We start from the raw sequence: 18112 nt of genomic DNA on the forward strand, positions 1-18112 counted from the left end.
CATTCAAATGCATATATCCAAGCTTCGACAGGCGCCTGACCAAGCCCCGCCGGAACCTGCGAATACTGACCCTCCTACGCCTGTTTATCAAGCAATATCGAATTTCTTGTGCAGTGCGTCATGAATTCCATGCGTTTGCATGGTGAGGGCCCTGACGGATGTGAAAAATGCACTTGAATATTTTCAACGCACAGCCCCAAAATGCTGTTCAATCCGGCGTGAACGAAGCGCACGGCACAACAGGGAGGACAACATGATCGAACTTTCACGCCGCCAGCTGCTGCAGGGCGGCCTGGCCGGGCTGCTGGTGGGACCGGGAATGATGGTCACCGCGGCCCACGCCGAGGGCAGCACCGTCACCATCGCCTACAACGTGAACCTGCCGTCCTGGGACCCGACCACCGGCCTCTCCGCCGTGAACCCGACGATCCAGGCCATCTACCGCTCGGTCTTCGACCAGTTCATCGGCCAGAAGCCGGACCTCGCCTTCCAGCCGGGGCTTCTCACCGAGTGGGGCTGGTCGGACGACAAGAAGCAGGTGTTCATGACCGTGCGCGACGGCGTGAAGTGGCATGACGGTTCGCCCTTCACCGCCGAGGACGTGGTGTGGTCCCTCGAGCGCGCCGGCAAGATGGATGGCGGCAACCCCATCGCCTTCATCTGGTCGAAGATCGGCAACTTCAAGGTCGACGGCAACAAGATCACCGCCGATGTGCTGCAGTTCGAACCCACCTTGTTCAAGTGGATGGCCTTCCTCACGGGCTATGTGATGCCCAAGGCCTATTACGAGAAGGTGGGCGCTGAAGGCTTCGAGGCCAAGCCCATCGGCACCGGCCCCTACATGGTCGACCAGTTTGAGCGCAACGCCTTCGTGCGCCTCAAGGCCAACCCGGATTACTGGGGCGGCAAGCCGGCCTTCGACACCGTGGTGTTCAAGTTCGTGCCGGATGCGACGAGCCGTGTCGCTGAAATCGAGTCGGGCTCTTCGGATGTCACGGTGGACGTGCCCTTCGAGGAATATGACCGCCTGAAGGCCAAGGACGGGCTTGCCGGCGTCGTCACCCCCGTCTCCGACATCGGCATGATCTTCCTCAACAATGACGGCCCGATGCTGGACAAGAACGTGCGCATGGCGGCTGCCATCTCGATCGACAAGAAGGCCATCGTCGACAAGCTGCTGCGCGGCTACGCAACGCCGATCAGCACGCTGGAGGCGCCGGAATATGTCGCCTTCGATCCGGCCATCGTGGTGGAATACGACCCGGAGAAGGCCAAGGAACTGCTCAAGGCTTCGGGCTTTGGCCCGGACAATCCGGTGAAGTTCACCATCCAGACCACGCGCGGCCTGAAGCCCAAGGACTACGAGATGGTGCAGGCCATCGTCGGCATGTGGCGCAAGGTGGGGATCGAGGCCGAGATCGAGGTCTACGAGATCGCCAAGCACTACGAGCTGCGCGCCGCCGACAAGCTGGCGCCGGCCGCCTTCTACAACTGGGGCAACGCGATCGGCGACCCGACCACCTCCACGGGCTTCGCCATGTTCGGTCCCTCGCCGCACTCGGTGTGGAACACCGATGACCTCGACGGCATGATCGGCCCGCTGTGGGGCGAGGCGGACGAGAAGAAGCGCATCGACGGCTGGAAGGCGGTCGACAAGTACATCGCCGAGAACGCCTATGTGATCCCGCTGATCCAGTATCAGCAGCCGATCCTGTTCAAGAAGACGGTGAAGGTGACGCCGAACGTCGCAGGCTCGCCCGAGCCGGCGCAGATGTCGCCCGCCTCGTGATCAACACCTGACAGCATGCGAGGCCCGGCCCCGGCCGGGCCTCGCTGCTTCTCAACACCATGCCGCTCAGCCTCATCCTGTCCCGCGCGCTCTCCGCCCTCGTCACGCTGTTCGGCGTGATGGTGGTGGTCTTCGTGTTGGTGCGCGTGGTGCCGGGTGACCCGATCGCCATGATGATCGCCCCCGGCGCGACGGATGCCGACATCGCCGCGCTCAGGGCGCATTACGGGCTGGACCTGCCGATCTGGCAGCAGTTCTGGATCTGGTTCGGCCAGGTTCTGCACGGCAATCTCGGCACCTCGATCTCGATGAAACAGGGCGTCATCACCATCATCGGGCAGCGCCTGCCGGCGACACTGGAACTCGCCATCTTCGCCCTCACCATGGCGGTGGTCTGGGGCGGGTTCATCGCGCTCGTCTCCACCGCCTGGCGCGGCACCTGGGTGGAGCGCGCCATCGACAATTTCAACGGCGTGATGCTGGCCGTCCCCGACTTCATCTGGGGCCTCACCTTCGTGCTCGTACTGGGCGTGCTGGTGCCGCTGCTGCCGATCTCGGGGCGCAGCGACCCGTCGATCGATGCGGGGCTTTATACCCAGTTCTACGTTCTCGAAGGGCTGCTGAGGGCCAAGTTCGGCTTCGTGTGGGACGTGCTGAAGCACATGCTGCTGCCGGCCTGCGCGCTGGCCTTCCCGCTTGCCGCCGTCATCGGCCGCGTGCTCAAGAACACGATGATGGACGTGATGGTGCAGGACTACATCACGCTTGCCCGCATCAAGGGCCTCTCGAGCCTGCGCATCCTGCTGCAGGAAGCACTGCGCAACGCCGCCGTTCCCGCTTTGGCATTGACCGGCGTGCAGTTCACCTTCCTGATCGGTGGCACGGTGATCACTGAACGCATCTTCTCCTATCCCGGCATCGGCAATCTCGCCATCGATGCCGTGATCAACCGCGACCTGCCGCTGATCCAGGGCCTGGTGCTGACCTTCGGCATCATCTTCATCGCGGTGAACATGCTGGTCGATGCACTCACCGTGTGGCTGAACCCGAGGCTGCGGCATGCCTAGGGACCTGCGCATCTGGCTCGCCGGCGGCTTCATCCTGTTCCTCGTGCTGGTGGCGGTCTTCGCGCCGCTGCTCGCCCCCTTCGACCCGCTGGAGCAGGACCTGATGGCGGCGACCGCCGCACCGGGCGTCGAGCCCGGCCACTGGCTGGGCACCGACAGCCTCGGCCGCGACGTGCTCTCGCGCCTCATCCATGGCACGCGCATCGCACTCACCGTGGCCTTCGTGGCGGCGACGCTCGCCTGCCTGCTCGGCACGCTGCTCGGCCTTCTGGCGGGCTATTACCGGGGCTGGGTCGATGCCACGGTGAGCCGCCTCGTCGACATCTGGATGGCCTTTCCGCCGGTGCTGCTGTCGATCCTGCTCGTCGCCGTGCTGGGAGCGGGCCTCACCTCCGTCATCGTCGCCATCGTGGTGATCGACTGGACCCGCTTTGCCCGGGTGGTGCGCGCCGAGACGCTGCAGCAGGCACGCCTCGAATATGCGGAAGCCGCCTCCGCCCTGGGCATGGGGCGCGGCGCCATCCTGTGGCGCGAGGTTCTGCCCAATGTGCTGCCCGTGGTGCTGGTGCTGCTGTCACTCGAGATGGGCATCGCCGTCATCGTCGAGGCGATCCTGTCTTTCGTCGGGCTGTCGGTTTCGACCGATACGCCGACCTGGGGCGGCATGATCGCGGAAGGCCGCCAGATCATCTACCAGGCCTGGTGGGTGCTTGTTTTCCCGCTCGGCGCATTGTTCCTCACGGTCCTCGCCTTCAACCAGCTGGGAGACGGATTGCGCCAGTGGCTCGACCCGATGCTGAAGCGATGAGCCCGGTGATCGACATCAAGAACCTCTCCGCGCGCACCGCGGTGAGCCCCATCCTGCGCGATGTCTCGCTCAGCGTGAACGCCGGCGAGGTGATGGCGCTGGTGGGCGAGAGCGGGGCGGGAAAATCGACGATCGCCAAGGCGGTGCTGGGCATATTGCCCGCCGGCATCAAGGTGACCGGGGGCAACATTTTCTTCGAAGGCACCGATCTCCTCGCCCTCGCTCCCGCAAAACTGCGCGAGCTGCTGGGCGTGCGCATCGCACTGATCCCGCAGGACCCGCTCACCTCGCTGAACCCCGCCCGCCGCATCGGCGACCAGCTGACGGACGGCTTGCGCCTGCGCGCAGGGCTGAGCCGCAAGGCGGCTTTCGACAGGGCGCTTTCGCTTCTGAACGACGTGCACATCCGCGAGCCGGAGCGCGTGCTGCAGCGCTATCCGCATGAGTTGTCCGGCGGCATGCGGCAGCGCGTGCTGATCGCCCAGGCCTTCTCGCTCAACCCCCATGTCATCATCGCCGACGAGCCGACCACGGCCCTCGACGTGACCGTGCAGAAGCAGGTGCTGCGGCTGATCCGCGACATGCAGCGCGAGCACCGGACGACACTTCTCTTCGTCACCCATGACCTGGGCGTCGTCGCGCAGATCTGCGACCGCATGACGGTTCTCTATGGCGGCAAGGTGCTGGAACAGGGGGCAACGGCGGAGATCCTGCAGAACCCGCAGAGCCCCTATACCCGCGCCCTGCTCGCCGCGAGCCCGCGCTATGACCAGCCCGAACAAAGCCTGAAGCCGGTTCCCGAAGCGCTCATCGCCGAGCTCAGGCGGGAGATCGGCATGTGATGCTGATCGAGGCGCGCAACATCTCGCTCGACGTGCCGGACATGGGGCACCAGGTGCTGATCGGCCAGCGCCGAAAGCTGCGCATCCTGAACAACGTCTCGATCTCGCTGAAGAAGGGCGAGACGGTGGGTCTCGTCGGCGAGTCCGGCTCCGGCAAGACCTCGCTCGGCCGCTCGCTGCTGCGCCTTTATGAGCCGAGCGAAGGGCAGTTGCTGTTCGAAGGCCAGGACATCACCCATGCAGGCCCCGCGCAGCTGAAGCCCCTGCGCCGCCGCATGCAGATGATCTTCCAGGATCCGCAATCCTCGCTCAACCCGCGCCACACCATTGGAAACATTCTTGCAACGGCCCTGAAGCTGAACGGGATGGATGCGGGCGAAACGTCCATCGCCGCGATCCTCGACCGCGTGGGCCTGCCCTCCTCCGCCATCAGGCGTTATCCGCACCAGCTTTCGGGCGGGCAGCGCCAGCGCGTCGGGATTGCGCGGGCCGTGGCGCTGAAACCCGACTTCGTGGTGGCGGACGAGATCGTCTCCGGCCTCGATGTTTCCACTCAGGCGCAGGTGCTCGACCTGCTGCGCGGGTTGCGCGACGAGATGGGGCTGGCGCTGGCCTTCATCAGCCATGACCTGTCGGTGGTGCGCTATCTCTGCGAGCGCGTGGTCATCATGAAGGGTGGCGAGATCGTCGAGGAAGGACAGACGGCGGAGGTCTTCGCACGGCCCCGGACCGACTTCACCCGCACTCTCATCGCATCAATCCCGCTGCCAGAGGTGACACCCGGCTGGCTGGACGAGACACCGCTGGAGCGGGCAAGACCCTGACGGCCGCGGCCGGACCCCTTCATTCATAGCGCAATGTGGCGCCGCTGCGGACCCCGTGCTTGGTCTTCCGGTCGAAGGCCCGCTCCACCGCCATCCAGCGCCGCACCACCTTGCGGTAGTCCGCATTGCAGCCGAGGCCATCGACTTCGACGGCGGCGTTGCGCGCAAACTGCACATGCTGCGCCTCGTGCGCCAGCAATGCCTTGTAGAAGGCATCCCACTTGCGCTGCACCCGTGCCGGAGCCCGGCTCCTGTCGGTCCACTTCGGCAGGGTCTGGCGGATTTCGAGTGTCGTCACGCAAGACTGGCGCGATACCCGCCACCACGTATAGGCCCAGGCACCATTGGTGCGGCTGCGGTTGAGGCTGCGGATCAGCTCGTTCACCGACCTGCCCTTCACCGCCTTGTAGGTGATGCTCGCGGTGACCACCGGCTCCGCCCGACCGTGATCGGGCATGCCAAGCACCATCGCGCCCGCGAGCAGCAGGATCAGGACCGCACGCCTCATTGCAGCGCGGCCGGCTGGTGCAGGCCGGCCTCGGTCACGATGGCCTGCATGGGAATGTCATGCCCGAGGGGATGGATCGTGGCGATCGCCTGCAGCTCATAGCCGACGCCGAACACCCGCGGGCGCGGGGCGCGCAAGGCCAGCGTCCGGTCGAAGAAGCCACCGCCATAGCCAAGACGAAAGCAGTGCGGGTCAAATCCCACGACGGGCGCGATCACCACGTCCGGCTCCACCTCCGCACCCTCTGCGGGAACGGGAATGTTCCATACCCCGCGGACCAGCGGCTCGCCCTCCTTCCAGCGGCGAAACACCAGGGGCTGGCCCTTGGCAAGCACCACCGGAAGGGCACAGCAGCCACCCATTGCCTCCAGCCGCGCCATGAGGGGCCGCAGGTCGGGCTCGCCGCGAAACGGCCAGTAGGTGCTGACGATCAGGCCATTGGCGGCGCCAATGGCGCGCTGCAGCACATCCGCGATTGCGTGGCTCCAGGCGGCACGCTGGTCGCTTGCCGCCGCGAGGCGCGCCGCGATCAGGCGCTCGCGCTCGCTCTTGCGCCATGCCATCACCTCGCCACGCGTCCAGCCCGAGCCCATGCCGCAGTTACTCCCTGCCCGGCGATCATCCTACGACGGCCTGTCCGGCGCGCACGGGGAATTTGCCTGCGGCGCATGCAGTGCTCCCATGAACGGCCAGCCAGCGGCCCGCCGCTCAGCCGGCGCCGGGCGGGCGGCGCGGCAGCACGCCCTTGGTGAGGAAGGTGCCGCCCTTCGGCGCACCCGGCTTCTGCCGCCCCTTGTGGCCCACGCGCTTGCCCTCGCCCTGCCCGCCGGTGCCCTTGGGCTGCCAGGCGGGCACCAGCTGGTGCTTGCCAGGCCCGATCAGGTCGGCCCGGCCCATCTCCTTCAGGGCCTCGCGAATGGTGGGCCAGTTCTCCGCATCGTGGTAGCGCAGGAAGGCCTTGTGCAGGCGGCGCTGCTTGAGGCCGCGCACCGTGTCCACGGGTTCGGAGACGCCGCGGCGCACCGGCTTCAGCGGGTTGAAGCCGGTGTGATACATCGCCGTCGACAGCGCCATGGGCGAGGGCAGATAGGTCTGCACCTGGTCGGCGCGATAGCCGTTCTTCTTCAGCCACAGGGCGAGGTTCATCATGTCCTCGTCGGTGGTGCCGGGATGCGCCGCGATGAAATAGGGGATGAGGAAATACTTCTTGCCCGCCTTCTTCACCGCCTCGTCGAACAGCTTCTTGAAGGCGTCATAGCTGCCGATGCCGGGCTTCATCATCTTGGAGAGCGGACCGTCCTCGGTGTGTTCCGGCGCGATCTTCAGGTAGCCGCCCACGTGATGCTCGACGAGCTCCTTCACGTATTCGGGGCTCTCGACGGCGAGGTCATAGCGCACGCCGGAGGCCACGTTCACCTTCTTCACGCCGGGCACGGCGCGCACCTTGCGATAGAGCTGGATCAGCGGATCGTGGTTGGTGTCGAGGTTCTTGCAGATATCCGGATAGACGCAGGAGGGCCGGCGGCACAGGGCCTCGGTCTCGCGGTCCTTGCAGGCGATGCGATACATGTTGGCGGTGGGGCCGCCAATGTCGGAGATGACGCCGGTGAAGCCTTCCGTCCTGTCGCGGATGGTCTCGATCTCCTTGAGGATCGACTCCTCCGAGCGTGACTGGATGATGCGCCCCTCATGCTCGGTGATCGAGCAGAAGGAGCAGCCACCGAAGCAGCCGCGCATGATGGTCACCGAATGGCGGATCATCTCCCAGGCGGGGATCTTCTGGCCCTTGTAGATGGGGTGCGGGGCGCGCGCGTAAGGCAGGTCATAGACGCCATCCATCTCGGCCGTGGTGAGCGGAATGGGCGGCGGGGTGAGCCACAATTCCTTGTCGCCATGGCGCTGCACCAGCGGCAGGGCATTGCCGGGGTTTGCCTCCTTGTGCAGCACGCGCGAGGCGCGCGCATAGAGCTCCTTGTCGTCGGCCACCTGCTCGAAGGCGGGCATGCGGATGACGGTGGGCACATGCTGCATGTGCTTGCGGCGGATCCCTTCGTCCGGGCTGTCGATATCGTCGGCATGGGCCTCGAGGAAGCCCTCGGGCACGGCATCACGCAGGAAGGCCACGCCGCGCACGTCGCTGAAGTCCGACGTGATCCCGGACTTGGCGATGCGGTGCGCCACCTCGACCAGCGCCCGCTCGGCATTGCCATAGAGCAGGATATCAGCCTTGGCATCCATCAGGATCGAGCGGCGCACCTTGTCCGACCAGTAGTCGTAATGCGCGATGCGCCGCAGCGAGGCCTCGATGCCGCCGAGCACGATGGGCGCATCGGGGAAGGCCTCGCGGCAGCGCTGGGCATAGACGATCACCGCGCGGTCCGGCCGCCTGCCGCCCTCGCCGCCCGGCGTGTAGCTGTCATTGTGGCGGAGCCGCCGGTCGGAGGTGTAGCGGTTCACCATCGAGTCCATGTTGCCCGAGGTGACGCCGAAGAACAGGTTGGGCCGGCCGAGCGCCCTGAAGGCGGAGGCATCGCGCCATTCCGGCTGGGCGATGATGCCGACGCGGAAGCCCTGCGCCTCCAGCAATCGCGCCACCAGCGCCATGCCGAAGCTCGGGTGATCGATATAGGCATCGCCGGTGACCAGGATGACGTCACAGGAATCCCAGCCGAGCTCATCCATCTCGGCGCGCGACATGGGGAAGAAGGGTGCCGTGCCGAAGCGGTGCGCCCAGTATCTGCGATAGGAGAAGAGCGGCTTTGCAACCGGCATCGGGGCGGGCGCTGGGGCGGCAAGGAGCGTGGTCGTGGTCATGGGATCCGGCGGCTGACACGGAACGGGCACACAGGCCCGCGGCGCTCCGGTTCTGTCGGATTTGGCCCATCAGGTCAACATGGCGCGAACCCGGCCAGGACCTTCCCGCAACCCCGGATCCACACGGCGTGGGGCGGCGGCCTCGCCAGGAGGCCGCCGCTCCCTGTTTCGGCTACTTCAAGGAGGCCTTGATCTGGCCGACCTCGTGGGCGCTGATTTCGCCGGTGGTGGTCACCACGCCATCCTTGATCTTCCACAGGCGGAAGGGACCCGTGATGTCGCCATACTGGTCGAAGGCGATGGGACCGATCACGCCTTCATACTTGATGGTCTTGCCGTCCTTGATGAGGGCAAGCGCCTTGGCGAACTCGTCCTTGCCGGCGTGGATGGGCGTGCCGTTGGGGTCGGTGACCTGCGGGATTGCGGCCTTGATGGCCGCCGCATCGCCCTTGCCGGCCTTGGCGGTGGCGAGCGCCACGATGGCCCCGGCGTCATAGGAGCGGTCGGCGGCCGGTGCATCGGGCTTGATGCCGCCGGAGAAGGCCGCGAAGTTGCCGTTGAAGTACTTGGTGGAGTCGGTTTCGGTGGTCCCCGACGACGTGCCGTAGGCGTCGTTGAGGTATTGCGCGCCGACGGCCTTGATGAAGTCCTCGGAGTTCATGCCGTCGTTGAGCAGGAACTTCTGCGGACCACCGGCCGAGATCCAGGCGCGCGCCACCGTGGCGCCGTCGACCGGATAGCTGACGAGATAGAGCGCTTCCGGATCGCCCGCCATCGCAGCGCTGGCTTCAGAGGCATAGCTCGACTGCTTCTCGTTGTACGGCGTGACCGAGGTGATGGTGCCGCCCAGCTTCTTGTAGGCATCCGAGAACTCGCGGACCATGTTCACGCCGAAGTCGTTGTTGACATGGACGATCGCGATCTTCTTGAGGCCCTGGTCGACCGCGTATTTGGCGGCCGCCGTGCCCTGCAGCGCATCCGACGTGATGGTGCGGAAGAACACGCCATTGGTCTTGCCCTGGCGGCCGAGCTCGGTGAGCGTGGGCGAGGACGAGGCGGGCGAGACCTGCACCACGCCGGCAGGTGCCGTGACCGAGGTCAGCATCGGGATCGACATGGGCGAAATGATGCCGCCGATGATGACCGGCACCTTCTTGATGTTGACGAGCTGGGTCGCCTGGTCGACGGCGACGTTGCCCTGGGTCTGGCTGTCACGGGTGTCGGTGATGATCTTGCAGCCATTGACGCCGCCGGCGTCGTTGAAATCCCTGAAGGCCATTTCCACGGCCTTGGCCCCGGCCTGGCCATATTCGCCGGCGGGACCCGTGAGTTCGAGCACCAGGCCGATGGTGACGTCGCAGTCAGCGGCCTGCGCCGTGGAGGCGAGGCCGGCCGCGACGCCCAGCATGGTCGCGGCGAGGAACAGTTTCTTCATGAGTGTCTACCTTCCCTGTTGGAGTTTCTGTGTGTTGCCGTCGTCAAGAATCATCGCGCCGTCTCCCGCGGCGCAGCGGTCTTTCCCTCGCTGTTGAGATTGTATTTCATGATCGAGCCGTGGCGGCCCGTCGCATCGCGCTCCAGCGCATAGACGTCGCCATCGAGGTCATTGAACCCAGCCTGCACCGCGTCGATCGCGGCGTGGTCCTCCGCCGTCAGCGCCAGCGAGGCGATGCGCAAGTTGGCGGCGAGGTGGCTGCGGTTGCGGGCGCCGACGATGACGGCCGAGACACCGGGGCGCGCCAGCATGGCGGCACTCGCCACCGTGGCGATGTCGGTGCCGTGGCGGCGGGCGATGGCATCCAGCACGCGCAGCAACTGCTGGAACAGGTCCCAGCCGCCGAGTTCGTCGATGATCAGCTTGTATTTCACCAGCGAGCGGTTCTCGAGCGGTGCTTGCGGCTCTGGCTGCCCCAGCCAGCGCTCGCCCAGGAAGCCACCCGCCACGGTGCCATAGCAGAAGATGGCGACGTCCTGCGCCTGGGCTGCGGCCACCAGCGTCTTCTCCGGCCGGCGGTCCAGCAGGGAATACTGCACCTGCATCGAGGACATGGGCACGCCCGCCTGGCGCATCGCCAGCAACTGCGCCGTGTCGAAATTGGTGCCACCCACCCGCCGGATCTTGCCGGCCTTTCGCAGTTCTTCCAGCCATTGTGCCGTTTCGATCCAGCGCTCGATGCCGACGTTCCACCAGTGGAACTGCACCACGTCGAGGCGCTCCATGCGCAGGCGCTTCAGCGATGTGTCGATCACCTTCTCGACATAGGCCTTGTCGATGACCGGCAGCACGGCCAGATCCGGCACGAACTTGGTATGAACGTGGATTTTGGCGAGCGCCTCCCGGCCCCGCAGGTCGGCATAGTGCTGGCGGAAGGTGCCGATCGCCTCCTCCACACCGGTATAGATATCGGCGCAGTCGAAGGTCGTGATCCCGGCATCGGCGAAGGCCACCATGTCGCCCACCGGATCATCGCTCACCGCCTGGCTGTGGCTCGCCGACAGTTGCCAGCCGCCGCGGATGACGCGCGAGATCTCATAACCGGGCTCGAGGGTGATGCGCTGCACGGTTTCAATCCTTGGGCAAGGGCACGGCGGTGGTCTGGGCATGGCTGAAGCGCCGGAGCCCGGTCCGCGTGATCCGGAAGCGGGTGGAGCAATTGGGGTCGGGGCAGGCGACCTCGGCATCGCTCGTCATCCAGTCGTTCCTGTGGGTCGGGCGCTGCTTGGCCGGCAGCAATGGCAGCAGAGCTGCGAGCGAATAGATCGAGAAGCCCTGCCCCGGCGGGAAATGGATCATTTCACCGCGCATCTCGAAGTAATCGCCAGGCTTGGCGCCGCAGTAGATCGGGCCGCCGGGAGGCGCCGTCACCTCCACCCGCAGGTCATAGAGTTCGAAGCCGTCGTCAGTGTCAGCCATGATGCCTTGCCCTGGCGTCTGCCTCGTCCGCATCGAGCTTGTTGCGGAGCAGGCTGAACGCCCGTGTGATGTCGCGCGTCAGCGCCGCGATGGCGCCCGTCGCGTCGCGCTTCTCCAGCGCGGTGATGAGTTCCCAGTGATGGTGCGTGCCGGCAGGATCGTTCGTCTCGTCGTGGAGGAAGGCGGCGGCATGCACATAGGGCCCGGACTGCAGCCACAGGCTCTCGATCATCGGCTGCAGCACAGGCGAGGCGGCGGCGCGGTAGATGTGGTCGTGGAAGGCGTGGTTCAGCTCGGTTGCGTGGCGGATATTGTTCTCGTTCCGCTCCGTGAAGGCGGCCTCGCATTGCCGGGTCAGGTGCCTGAGGCGGACGAAGTCAGCCTCATTCAGGTGCGCCATGGCGCGCGCGGTCACCTCGCCCTCGATCAGCACCCGGGCACGCGCCAGGTCGTCGAGCTTCTCGCGCGTGATGACGGGGACACGCACCGTCCGGTTCGGAAGCGCTTCCAGCGCCTGTTCGGAAATCAGCCGGGCCAACGCCTCGCGCACCGGCATGGTGGAGGTGTTGAGCTTTTCGGCCAGGTCCTGGATGCGCAGCATCTGCCCTGACACGAAGACACCATGGATGAGCGAGCGGCGGAGCTCGGCATAAACCCGGTCATGCAGCGTTTCGCGGCGCACTGGCGTGATCCCGCCCCTGCCTGCGCGTGCCGCCTGTGACCCGTTGCCGTCCGGCATCTCTCTCCCTTCAGGACCTCTTCCGGCTTGCGCCGGGCGCGGGCCTCCCATAGAGATATCTTTGATCAAACATCAGCCGTCCGCAAGAGAGATTCCGGATGACCGGCACCGCAGCCCACCCAACTGACGCGCTCCTCGCGGCGAAGGAGGTCGTCATGCATTTCGGTGGCATGCGGGCGGTGGACGGCATGTCGCTGGAGCTCAGGCGCGGCGAAATCCTGGGGCTCATCGGGCCCAATGGCGCCGGCAAGACCACCATGTTCAACCTCATCGCCGGCAGCCTGAGGCCGTCCGCGGGCCAGATCCTCGCGGGCGGCGCCGACATCACGCGCGAGGCGCCCGAGCGGCGCATCGGGCGCGGCATCGGCCGCACCTTCCAGATCCCCCGCCCCTTTGCCGAGATGACCGTGCTGGAGAATGTGCTGACCGGCGCGCAGCACCAGACCGGCGAGAACATGCTCGCCAACTTCCTGCAGCCCGGCAGGGTATCCAGGGAGGAACACGCGGCGGTGGACAAGGCGCAGGGTCTTCTCGACTTCCTCACCCTGTCGCACCTCGCCAATGAGCCGGCCCGTGTGCTTTCCGGCGGCCAGCGCAAACTGCTTGAACTGGCACGCGTGCTGATGGCGGACCCGAAGGTGATCCTGCTCGACGAGCCCGCGGCGGGCGTGAACCCCGCCCTCCTCGAATTCATCATCGCCCGTATCCTCGATCTCAATGCGCGCGGCACGACGATCCTGCTCATCGAGCACAACATGGACATGGTGGCCCGGCTCTGCGGCCGCATCATCGTCATGGCGCAGGGCAAGCTGCTGCGCGAGGGCAAGCCCGACGAGGTGGCGCGCGACCCGGCGGTGATCGAGGCCTATCTCGGGGTTGCCGCATGAGCGAGGGAACCGCCCTCTCGACGCGCGGGCTGATCGCCGGCTACGAGCGCGACCTTCCCATCGTGCGCGGCATCGACTTCGATGCGAAGCCAGGCGAGCTGGTGGTCGTGCTGGGCCCCAATGGTGCGGGCAAGTCAACCTTCGTAAAGGCCATAGCCGGCACCGTGCCGGTGTTCGCGGGGCGCGTGGCGCTTGGAAATGACAACGTCACCCAGCTACCGGCTCACGACAAGATCAGGCGCGGCCTCGCCTTCGTTCCGCAAACCGAGAACATCTTCGCCACGCTTACGATCCTCGAAAACCTCGAACTGGCGGCCGACATCCTGCCGCGCCACCTCAGACGGCAGCGGATCGCATCTGTCGAGGCCATGTTCCCCGATCTCGCCAGACGCCCGGCACTCCGGGCCGGTCAGCTGTCGGGCGGCCAGCGCCAGATGCTGGCGGTGGCCCGGGCGCTGATCGTCGACCCGAAGGTGCTGATCCTCGACGAACCCTCGGCGGGCCTGTCGCCCCGCATCGTGGGCGAAGTCTTTTCCAGCCTCGCGCGCATCAACCAGTCCGGCGTGACCATCATCCTGGTGGAGCAGAACGTGAAGGCCGCGCTCGCCGTCGCTCATCGCGGCGTGGTGCTGGTCGAAGGCCAGCTTCGCCATGAGGGCCCCGCCGCGACGCTGGCACATGACCCGATCATCGCCGAGCTCTATCTCGGCGTCGCCCCGGCACTGCCCGCATGATCGCGCAGGCGCTGATGGACGGGCTCATCGCCGGCACCATGATCGGGCTCGGCGCCATCGGCATCACGCTGACCTATTCGATCCTGCGCTTCGCCAATTTCGCCCATGGCGAGCTCATCAGCTGGGGCGCCTATGCGGCGCTCGGAGTGAGCGGCGCGCTGGCCACCGCCTATGCCCCGCTCGCCGCCCCCATTGGCCCCTTTTCCTTCGGCTGGTCGCTGCCCATCGGCCTCGTCGCCTCAATGGTGCTGACGGGGCTTCTGGCACTGCTCGTCGATGTGTTGCTGTTCGGCAGGCTGAGGGCGCGCAAGAGCGCGGTCATCATCCTGGTGATGGCAGGATTCGGCGCGGCATTGACGCTCCGAAGCCTGCTGGAATTCCTCTTCACCTCCAAGCCGGCCTATTTCACCGACGCGCTGCAGATCGCCATGAAGCTGGCGCCCGGCGTGCGCGCCACGCCGGACCAGCTGCTGTCGCTTGGCGTGTCCGCGCTGCTGGTCTTTGCCGTCCACCTGCTGCTCACCCGCACCGCCATCGGCCGCGCCATGCGGGCGGTGAGCGAAAACCAGCAACTCGCGGCACTTGCAGGCGTCGACGTGCGCCAGACCATCCGCATCGTATGGCTGCTGGGTGCGGCCCTCGCCGCCGTGGCGGGCGTGATGGCGGGGCTTCTCGTGCAGATCCGCCCGCACATGGGGCATGACCTGCTGCTGCCGCTCTTCGCGGCCGCCATACTGGGCGGCATCGGCAGCGTGCCGGGCGCCATGCTGGGCGGCCTCATCGTCGGGCTGGCGGAGGCGCTGTCGGTTCAGGTCATCGGCGCCGAATGGCGGGCCGCGGTGGCCTTCGTCATTCTTGTCGCCGTGCTGCTGTTGAGGCCGCGGGGCCTGTTCGGGAGCGCGGCATGATCGAGCTCCTCTCCTATGGCGCCTTCTTCCTCACCGTGGCGCTGACCTATGCCATCATCTGCCTCGGCCTCAATGTGCAGTGGGGACAGACGGGACTTTTCAATGTCGGCGTCGCGGGCTTCGTGGCCATGGGCGCCTATACGTCCGCGCTGCTGACGACCCCGGAGGATCCTGTCCGCTTCGGCGGCTTCGACCTGCCCATCGCCGTCGGCTGGCTGGGCGCTGCCCTGATGGCGGGACTGCTCTCGGTGCTGGTCGGCCTCCTCACCATCAGGCTCCGCGCCGACTATCTCGCCATTGCCACCTTCGGTGTCGCGGTGGTGATGCAGCTCTGCGCGCTGAACCTCGAACCGCTGACCGGCGGCCCCTTCGGCATCGGCTTCATTCCCCGGCCCTTCGGCTGGATGGCGGAGGACCGGCTCACCTTCGGCCTTCTCAACCTCGGCCTCGTGGTGTTGACCACACTCGGCGTCTACCTCGCCCTCGAACGCCTTCTGAGAAGCCCCTGGGGGCGCGTATTGCGGGCCATCCGCGAGGATGAACAGGCAGCCCTTGCACTGGGCAAGAATGCCTTTGCCTTCCGGCTGCAGGCCTTCGCCGTCGGGGGGGCCATCATGGGTCTCGCAGGCGCGGTTCAGGCTCATTTCATCGGCTTCATCGCGCCGGAGAACTATGTGCCCATGCTCACCTTCCAGGTCTGGGCCATGCTGATCGTCGGCGGCTCCGGCAACAACAAGGGTGCCGTGCTGGGCGCGGTACTGGTGTGGGCCGTCTGGGCGGCCACCGCCGCGCTCATCTCCGCCGTCGTGCCGCCCGAACTGCAGGCGCGTGCCGCCGCCCTGCAGATCGTGATGATCGGCCTTGCCATCTGCATCATGCTGCTGGTGCGCCCGCGCGGCATTCTGGGAGAGGTGCGCACCGTCTCCCGCCACGTCCACGAAGCCTCAGGGAAGAAGTGACATGACCAAGCCGCCCCGCACCCGGATCGCCAGTGACCTCGATATCAGCCGCATGGTCTGCGGGCTGTGGCAGGTGGCCGACATGGAGAAGGACGGCACCACGCTCGACCCCCACAGCGCCGCCGCGCATCTCGCGGCCTATGCCGCCGCGGGCTTCGACAGCTTCGACATGGCCGACCATTACGGCAGCGCCGAGATCATCACCGGCACGCTGCTCAAGCGCTATTCCGCCGAACAGCGCCGACCGGTGGCCTTCACCAAATGGTGCCCGGAACCCGGGCCGATGACGCGAGACGTGGTGCGCCGCGGCGTGCAGGAACGGCTGGACCGGCTCGGTGTCACGTCGGTCGACCTCCTGCAATTCCATTGGTGGAGCTTCGAGCACCCGGCCTGGCTCGACGCCCTGCACGAGATGAAGGCCATGCAGGAGGAGGGCCTGATCCGCGCCATCGGCGTCACCAATTTCGACGCAGCGCATCTCGGGCTGGCGCTTGCCGACGGCATTCCCATTGCCACCAACCAGGTCTCCTTCTCGATGGTGGATCGCCGTGCCGCGGGGGACTTGTCTGAACTCTGCCGCGCCAGGGGCGTGAGGCTCCTCGCCTATGGCACGCTGTGCGGCGGCTTCCTGTCGGAGAAGTGGCTCGGCAAGCCGGAGCCCAGGGCGATCGCCGACTGGAGCAAGTCGAAATACAAGCGCTTCATCGATGCCGCCGGCGGCTGGGACCGCTTCCAGGCGCTGCTTGCGGCAGCGAACAGCATCGCGCGGAAACACGGCGTCTCCATCTCCAATGTCGCGACGCGCTGGGTGCTGGAACATGACAGCGTTGCCGCGGTCATCATCGGCGCCAGGCTCGGCGAAAGCGAGCACCGCGACGACAATCTCAAGGCCTTCGGCTTCGCCCTCGATGCCGCCGACAACATGCTTCTCGGCCAGGCCTTCGCCGCCATGACGCCCATTCCCGGCGATTGTGGCGACGAATACCGCAAGCCGCCCTTCCTCACCGCATCGGGCGACCTGAGCCATCACCTGAGCGCCATTCCCTCCGCTTATGAAGCCCTGCCCATGCAGCACAGGAAAGGTACGCGCATCTCCACGGGGAGCGTGTGGGAGCCGATCGCCGGCTACAGCCGCGCGGTGCGGGTGAAGGACATGATCTGCGTCTCCGGCACCACCGCGACCCATTCCTCCAGCCGCTGCGTGGCGCCGGGGGACCCCGGTGCGCAGGCCGTCTACATCCTCGACAAGATCGCGGCGTCGCTTGCCGCGGCGGGCGGGCGCATCGAGGATGTGGTGAGAACCCGCATCTACCTGCGGCATGCCGGCAACTGGGAGCCCGTGTCCCGCGCCCATGGCCGCGTCTTCGGCACGATCCTGCCCGCCAACACGCTGGTGGAGGCCAGGCTCGTGGGCGACTACGAGGTCGAGATCGAGGCCGATGCCGTGATTGGTGCGGCTGACTGAATGGCGCGCGGGTCCCGTCAGAGGGATGTCCGCACCCGCCACAGCTCGGGGAAAAGTTCCACCTCCAGCATGCGCTTGAGATAGGAGACGCCCCCGGTTCCGCCCGTGCCGCGCTTGAAGCCGATGACGCGTTCGACCGTGGTGACGTGATTGAACCGCCAGCGCCGGAAATAGTCCTCGAAATCAACGAGCTTTTCAGCCAGCTCATAGAGCTGCCAATGTGCTTCCGGAGCGCGGTAGACCCCGGCCCATGCCTCCACCACCGCGTCGTCGAAGCGGTGTGTCTCGCGCACGTCGCGGGTCAGCACGGCCTCGGGCATGACCACGCCGCGGCGCTGCGCCAGCCGCAGCACCTCGTCATAGAGGCTCGGCGTCGCAAGCTCGGCTGCGAGCTTTGCAAGCACCTCCGGCCGGTGCTCATGCGGCTTCAGCATCGCGTGGTTGCGGTTGCCCAGCACATACTCGATCATGCGGTATTGCCATGACTGGAAGCCGGAGGACTGCCCGAGCTCGCGCCGGAAATGCGTGTAGTCGGCGGGCGTCATGGTGCGCAACACGTCCCAGGCATTGTTCAGCTGCTCGAAGATCCGCGACACGCGCGCCAGCATCTTCATGGCGGGGGCAAGATCATCGCGCGCGATGGCAGCGCGCGCGGCGGACAGCTCATGGATGGCGAGCTTCATCCAAAGCTCCGACGTCTGGTGCTGGATGATGAACAGCATCTCGTCATGCGCCGTCGTGCGCACCGCCTGGGCATCGAGGATCCTGTCGAGACGGAGATAGTCGCCATAGGACATGCGCCCATCAAAATCCATCTGGGCGCCGTCACCGGCCGGGTCGAAGTCACGTGTCAT

The 18112-nt window shown here is 66.4% G+C and carries 18 protein-coding genes; 10 read left to right on the top strand and 8 right to left on the bottom strand.

Annotated elements, in window-relative coordinates; translation table 11 throughout:
* The first annotated feature begins 253 nt into the window (after positions 1 to 253).
* From DK847_RS06325 to DK847_RS06345, 5 genes are read left to right on the top strand one after another with little or no spacing between them, the layout of a single operon-like run.
* Entirely contained in the window at positions 254 to 1789 is a 1536-nt protein-coding gene (locus DK847_RS06325; RefSeq protein ID WP_111196943.1) for an ABC transporter substrate-binding protein, read from the top strand.
* Between the two features lie 59 nt (positions 1790 to 1848).
* Positions 1849 to 2856: an ABC transporter permease gene (locus DK847_RS06330; RefSeq protein ID WP_111196945.1), complete on the top strand. Its 1008-nt coding sequence runs from the start codon at positions 1849 to 1851 to the stop codon at positions 2854 to 2856.
* The gene (locus DK847_RS06335) at positions 2849 to 3664 is read left to right on the top strand and encodes an ABC transporter permease (RefSeq protein ID WP_111196947.1); all 816 of its coding nucleotides are present in this window, start codon (positions 2849 to 2851) and stop codon (positions 3662 to 3664) included. The genes DK847_RS06330 and DK847_RS06335 overlap by 8 nt, the downstream gene beginning before the upstream one ends.
* Positions 3661 to 4506, top strand: coding sequence for an ABC transporter ATP-binding protein (locus DK847_RS06340; RefSeq protein WP_111196948.1), 846 nt, complete (start codon positions 3661 to 3663; stop codon positions 4504 to 4506). The genes DK847_RS06335 and DK847_RS06340 overlap by 4 nt, the downstream gene beginning before the upstream one ends.
* On the top strand, positions 4506 to 5330 hold the full coding sequence (locus DK847_RS06345; RefSeq protein WP_111196950.1) for an ATP-binding cassette domain-containing protein: 825 nt from the start codon (positions 4506 to 4508) through the stop codon (positions 5328 to 5330). Before DK847_RS06340 ends, DK847_RS06345 begins: the two co-directional genes overlap by 1 nt.
* Before the next feature lie 19 nt (positions 5331 to 5349).
* Here DK847_RS06345 and DK847_RS06350 read toward each other — a convergent pair whose 3' ends face one another.
* The 7 genes from DK847_RS06350 to DK847_RS06380 form a co-directional block, all read right to left on the bottom strand.
* Positions 5350 to 5838, bottom strand: a complete 489-nt coding sequence (locus DK847_RS06350) for a DUF922 domain-containing protein (RefSeq protein ID WP_111196951.1) — start codon at positions 5836 to 5838, stop codon at positions 5350 to 5352.
* Positions 5835 to 6431 carry a 5-formyltetrahydrofolate cyclo-ligase gene (locus DK847_RS06355; protein WP_111196953.1) on the bottom strand — a complete coding sequence of 199 codons (597 nt, stop codon included), beginning with the start codon at positions 6429 to 6431 and terminating at the stop codon, positions 5835 to 5837. The genes DK847_RS06350 and DK847_RS06355 overlap by 4 nt, the downstream gene beginning before the upstream one ends.
* A gap of 115 nt (positions 6432 to 6546) precedes the next feature.
* Complete coding sequence (locus DK847_RS06360; protein ID WP_111196955.1) at positions 6547 to 8610, bottom strand: YgiQ family radical SAM protein; 2064 nt, start codon at positions 8608 to 8610, stop codon at positions 6547 to 6549.
* Positions 8611 to 8824: 214 nt separating this feature from the next.
* Entirely contained in the window at positions 8825 to 10087 is a 1263-nt protein-coding gene (locus DK847_RS06365) for an ABC transporter substrate-binding protein (protein WP_111196956.1), read from the bottom strand.
* A gap of 50 nt (positions 10088 to 10137) precedes the next feature.
* Positions 10138 to 11214: an aldo/keto reductase gene (locus DK847_RS06370; RefSeq protein WP_111196958.1), complete on the bottom strand. Its 1077-nt coding sequence runs from the start codon at positions 11212 to 11214 to the stop codon at positions 10138 to 10140.
* 4 nt (positions 11215 to 11218) lie between these two features.
* Complete coding sequence (locus DK847_RS06375) at positions 11219 to 11566, bottom strand: TIGR04076 family protein (RefSeq protein WP_111196960.1); 348 nt, start codon at positions 11564 to 11566, stop codon at positions 11219 to 11221.
* Entirely contained in the window at positions 11559 to 12248 is a 690-nt protein-coding gene (locus DK847_RS06380; protein ID WP_342634747.1) for a GntR family transcriptional regulator, read from the bottom strand. The genes DK847_RS06375 and DK847_RS06380 overlap by 8 nt, the downstream gene beginning before the upstream one ends.
* A gap of 155 nt (positions 12249 to 12403) precedes the next feature.
* Here DK847_RS06380 and DK847_RS06385 point away from each other — a divergent pair, with 155 nt between their 5' ends.
* From DK847_RS06385 to DK847_RS06405, 5 genes are read left to right on the top strand one after another with little or no spacing between them, the layout of a single operon-like run.
* Positions 12404 to 13192, top strand: a complete 789-nt coding sequence (locus DK847_RS06385) for an ABC transporter ATP-binding protein (protein ID WP_111196963.1) — start codon at positions 12404 to 12406, stop codon at positions 13190 to 13192.
* On the top strand, positions 13189 to 13926 hold the full coding sequence (locus DK847_RS06390) for an ABC transporter ATP-binding protein (protein ID WP_111196965.1): 738 nt from the start codon (positions 13189 to 13191) through the stop codon (positions 13924 to 13926). Before DK847_RS06385 ends, DK847_RS06390 begins: the two co-directional genes overlap by 4 nt.
* The gene (locus DK847_RS06395; RefSeq protein WP_111196967.1) at positions 13923 to 14834 is read left to right on the top strand and encodes a branched-chain amino acid ABC transporter permease; all 912 of its coding nucleotides are present in this window, start codon (positions 13923 to 13925) and stop codon (positions 14832 to 14834) included. The genes DK847_RS06390 and DK847_RS06395 overlap by 4 nt, the downstream gene beginning before the upstream one ends.
* Positions 14831 to 15793, top strand: coding sequence for a branched-chain amino acid ABC transporter permease (locus DK847_RS06400; protein ID WP_111196968.1), 963 nt, complete (start codon positions 14831 to 14833; stop codon positions 15791 to 15793). Before DK847_RS06395 ends, DK847_RS06400 begins: the two co-directional genes overlap by 4 nt.
* Position 15794: 1 nt before the next feature.
* Positions 15795 to 17258: an aldo/keto reductase gene (locus DK847_RS06405; protein ID WP_111196970.1), complete on the top strand. Its 1464-nt coding sequence runs from the start codon at positions 15795 to 15797 to the stop codon at positions 17256 to 17258.
* A gap of 17 nt (positions 17259 to 17275) precedes the next feature.
* Here DK847_RS06405 and kynA read toward each other — a convergent pair whose 3' ends face one another.
* Entirely contained in the window at positions 17276 to 18112 is an 837-nt protein-coding gene (kynA, locus tag DK847_RS06410; RefSeq protein WP_111196972.1) for a tryptophan 2,3-dioxygenase, read from the bottom strand.

This window comes from Aestuariivirga litoralis, from assembly GCF_003234965.1.
Lineage (GTDB): Bacteria > Pseudomonadota > Alphaproteobacteria > Rhizobiales > Aestuariivirgaceae > Aestuariivirga > Aestuariivirga litoralis.

Coding starts and splice junctions, on each gene's coding strand:
- kynA (WP_111196972.1), bottom strand. CDS start 18,112: ATGACACGTGACTTCGACCCGGCCGGTGACGGCGCCCAGATGGATTTT.
- DK847_RS06405 (WP_111196970.1), top strand. CDS start 15,795: ATGACCAAGCCGCCCCGCACCCGGATCGCCAGTGACCTCGATATCAGC.
- DK847_RS06340 (WP_111196948.1), top strand. CDS start 3,661: ATGAGCCCGGTGATCGACATCAAGAACCTCTCCGCGCGCACCGCGGTG.
- DK847_RS06400 (WP_111196968.1), top strand. CDS start 14,831: ATGATCGAGCTCCTCTCCTATGGCGCCTTCTTCCTCACCGTGGCGCTG.
- DK847_RS06385 (WP_111196963.1), top strand. CDS start 12,404: ATGACCGGCACCGCAGCCCACCCAACTGACGCGCTCCTCGCGGCGAAG.
- DK847_RS06365 (WP_111196956.1), bottom strand. CDS start 10,087: ATGAAGAAACTGTTCCTCGCCGCGACCATGCTGGGCGTCGCGGCCGGC.
- DK847_RS06390 (WP_111196965.1), top strand. CDS start 13,189: ATGAGCGAGGGAACCGCCCTCTCGACGCGCGGGCTGATCGCCGGCTAC.
- DK847_RS06395 (WP_111196967.1), top strand. CDS start 13,923: ATGATCGCGCAGGCGCTGATGGACGGGCTCATCGCCGGCACCATGATC.
- DK847_RS06325 (WP_111196943.1), top strand. CDS start 254: ATGATCGAACTTTCACGCCGCCAGCTGCTGCAGGGCGGCCTGGCCGGG.
- DK847_RS06360 (WP_111196955.1), bottom strand. CDS start 8,610: ATGCCGGTTGCAAAGCCGCTCTTCTCCTATCGCAGATACTGGGCGCAC.
- DK847_RS06335 (WP_111196947.1), top strand. CDS start 2,849: ATGCCTAGGGACCTGCGCATCTGGCTCGCCGGCGGCTTCATCCTGTTC.
- DK847_RS06375 (WP_111196960.1), bottom strand. CDS start 11,566: ATGGCTGACACTGACGACGGCTTCGAACTCTATGACCTGCGGGTGGAG.
- DK847_RS06345 (WP_111196950.1), top strand. CDS start 4,506: ATGCTGATCGAGGCGCGCAACATCTCGCTCGACGTGCCGGACATGGGG.
- DK847_RS06350 (WP_111196951.1), bottom strand. CDS start 5,838: ATGAGGCGTGCGGTCCTGATCCTGCTGCTCGCGGGCGCGATGGTGCTT.
- DK847_RS06355 (WP_111196953.1), bottom strand. CDS start 6,431: ATGGGCTCGGGCTGGACGCGTGGCGAGGTGATGGCATGGCGCAAGAGC.
- DK847_RS06330 (WP_111196945.1), top strand. CDS start 1,849: ATGCCGCTCAGCCTCATCCTGTCCCGCGCGCTCTCCGCCCTCGTCACG.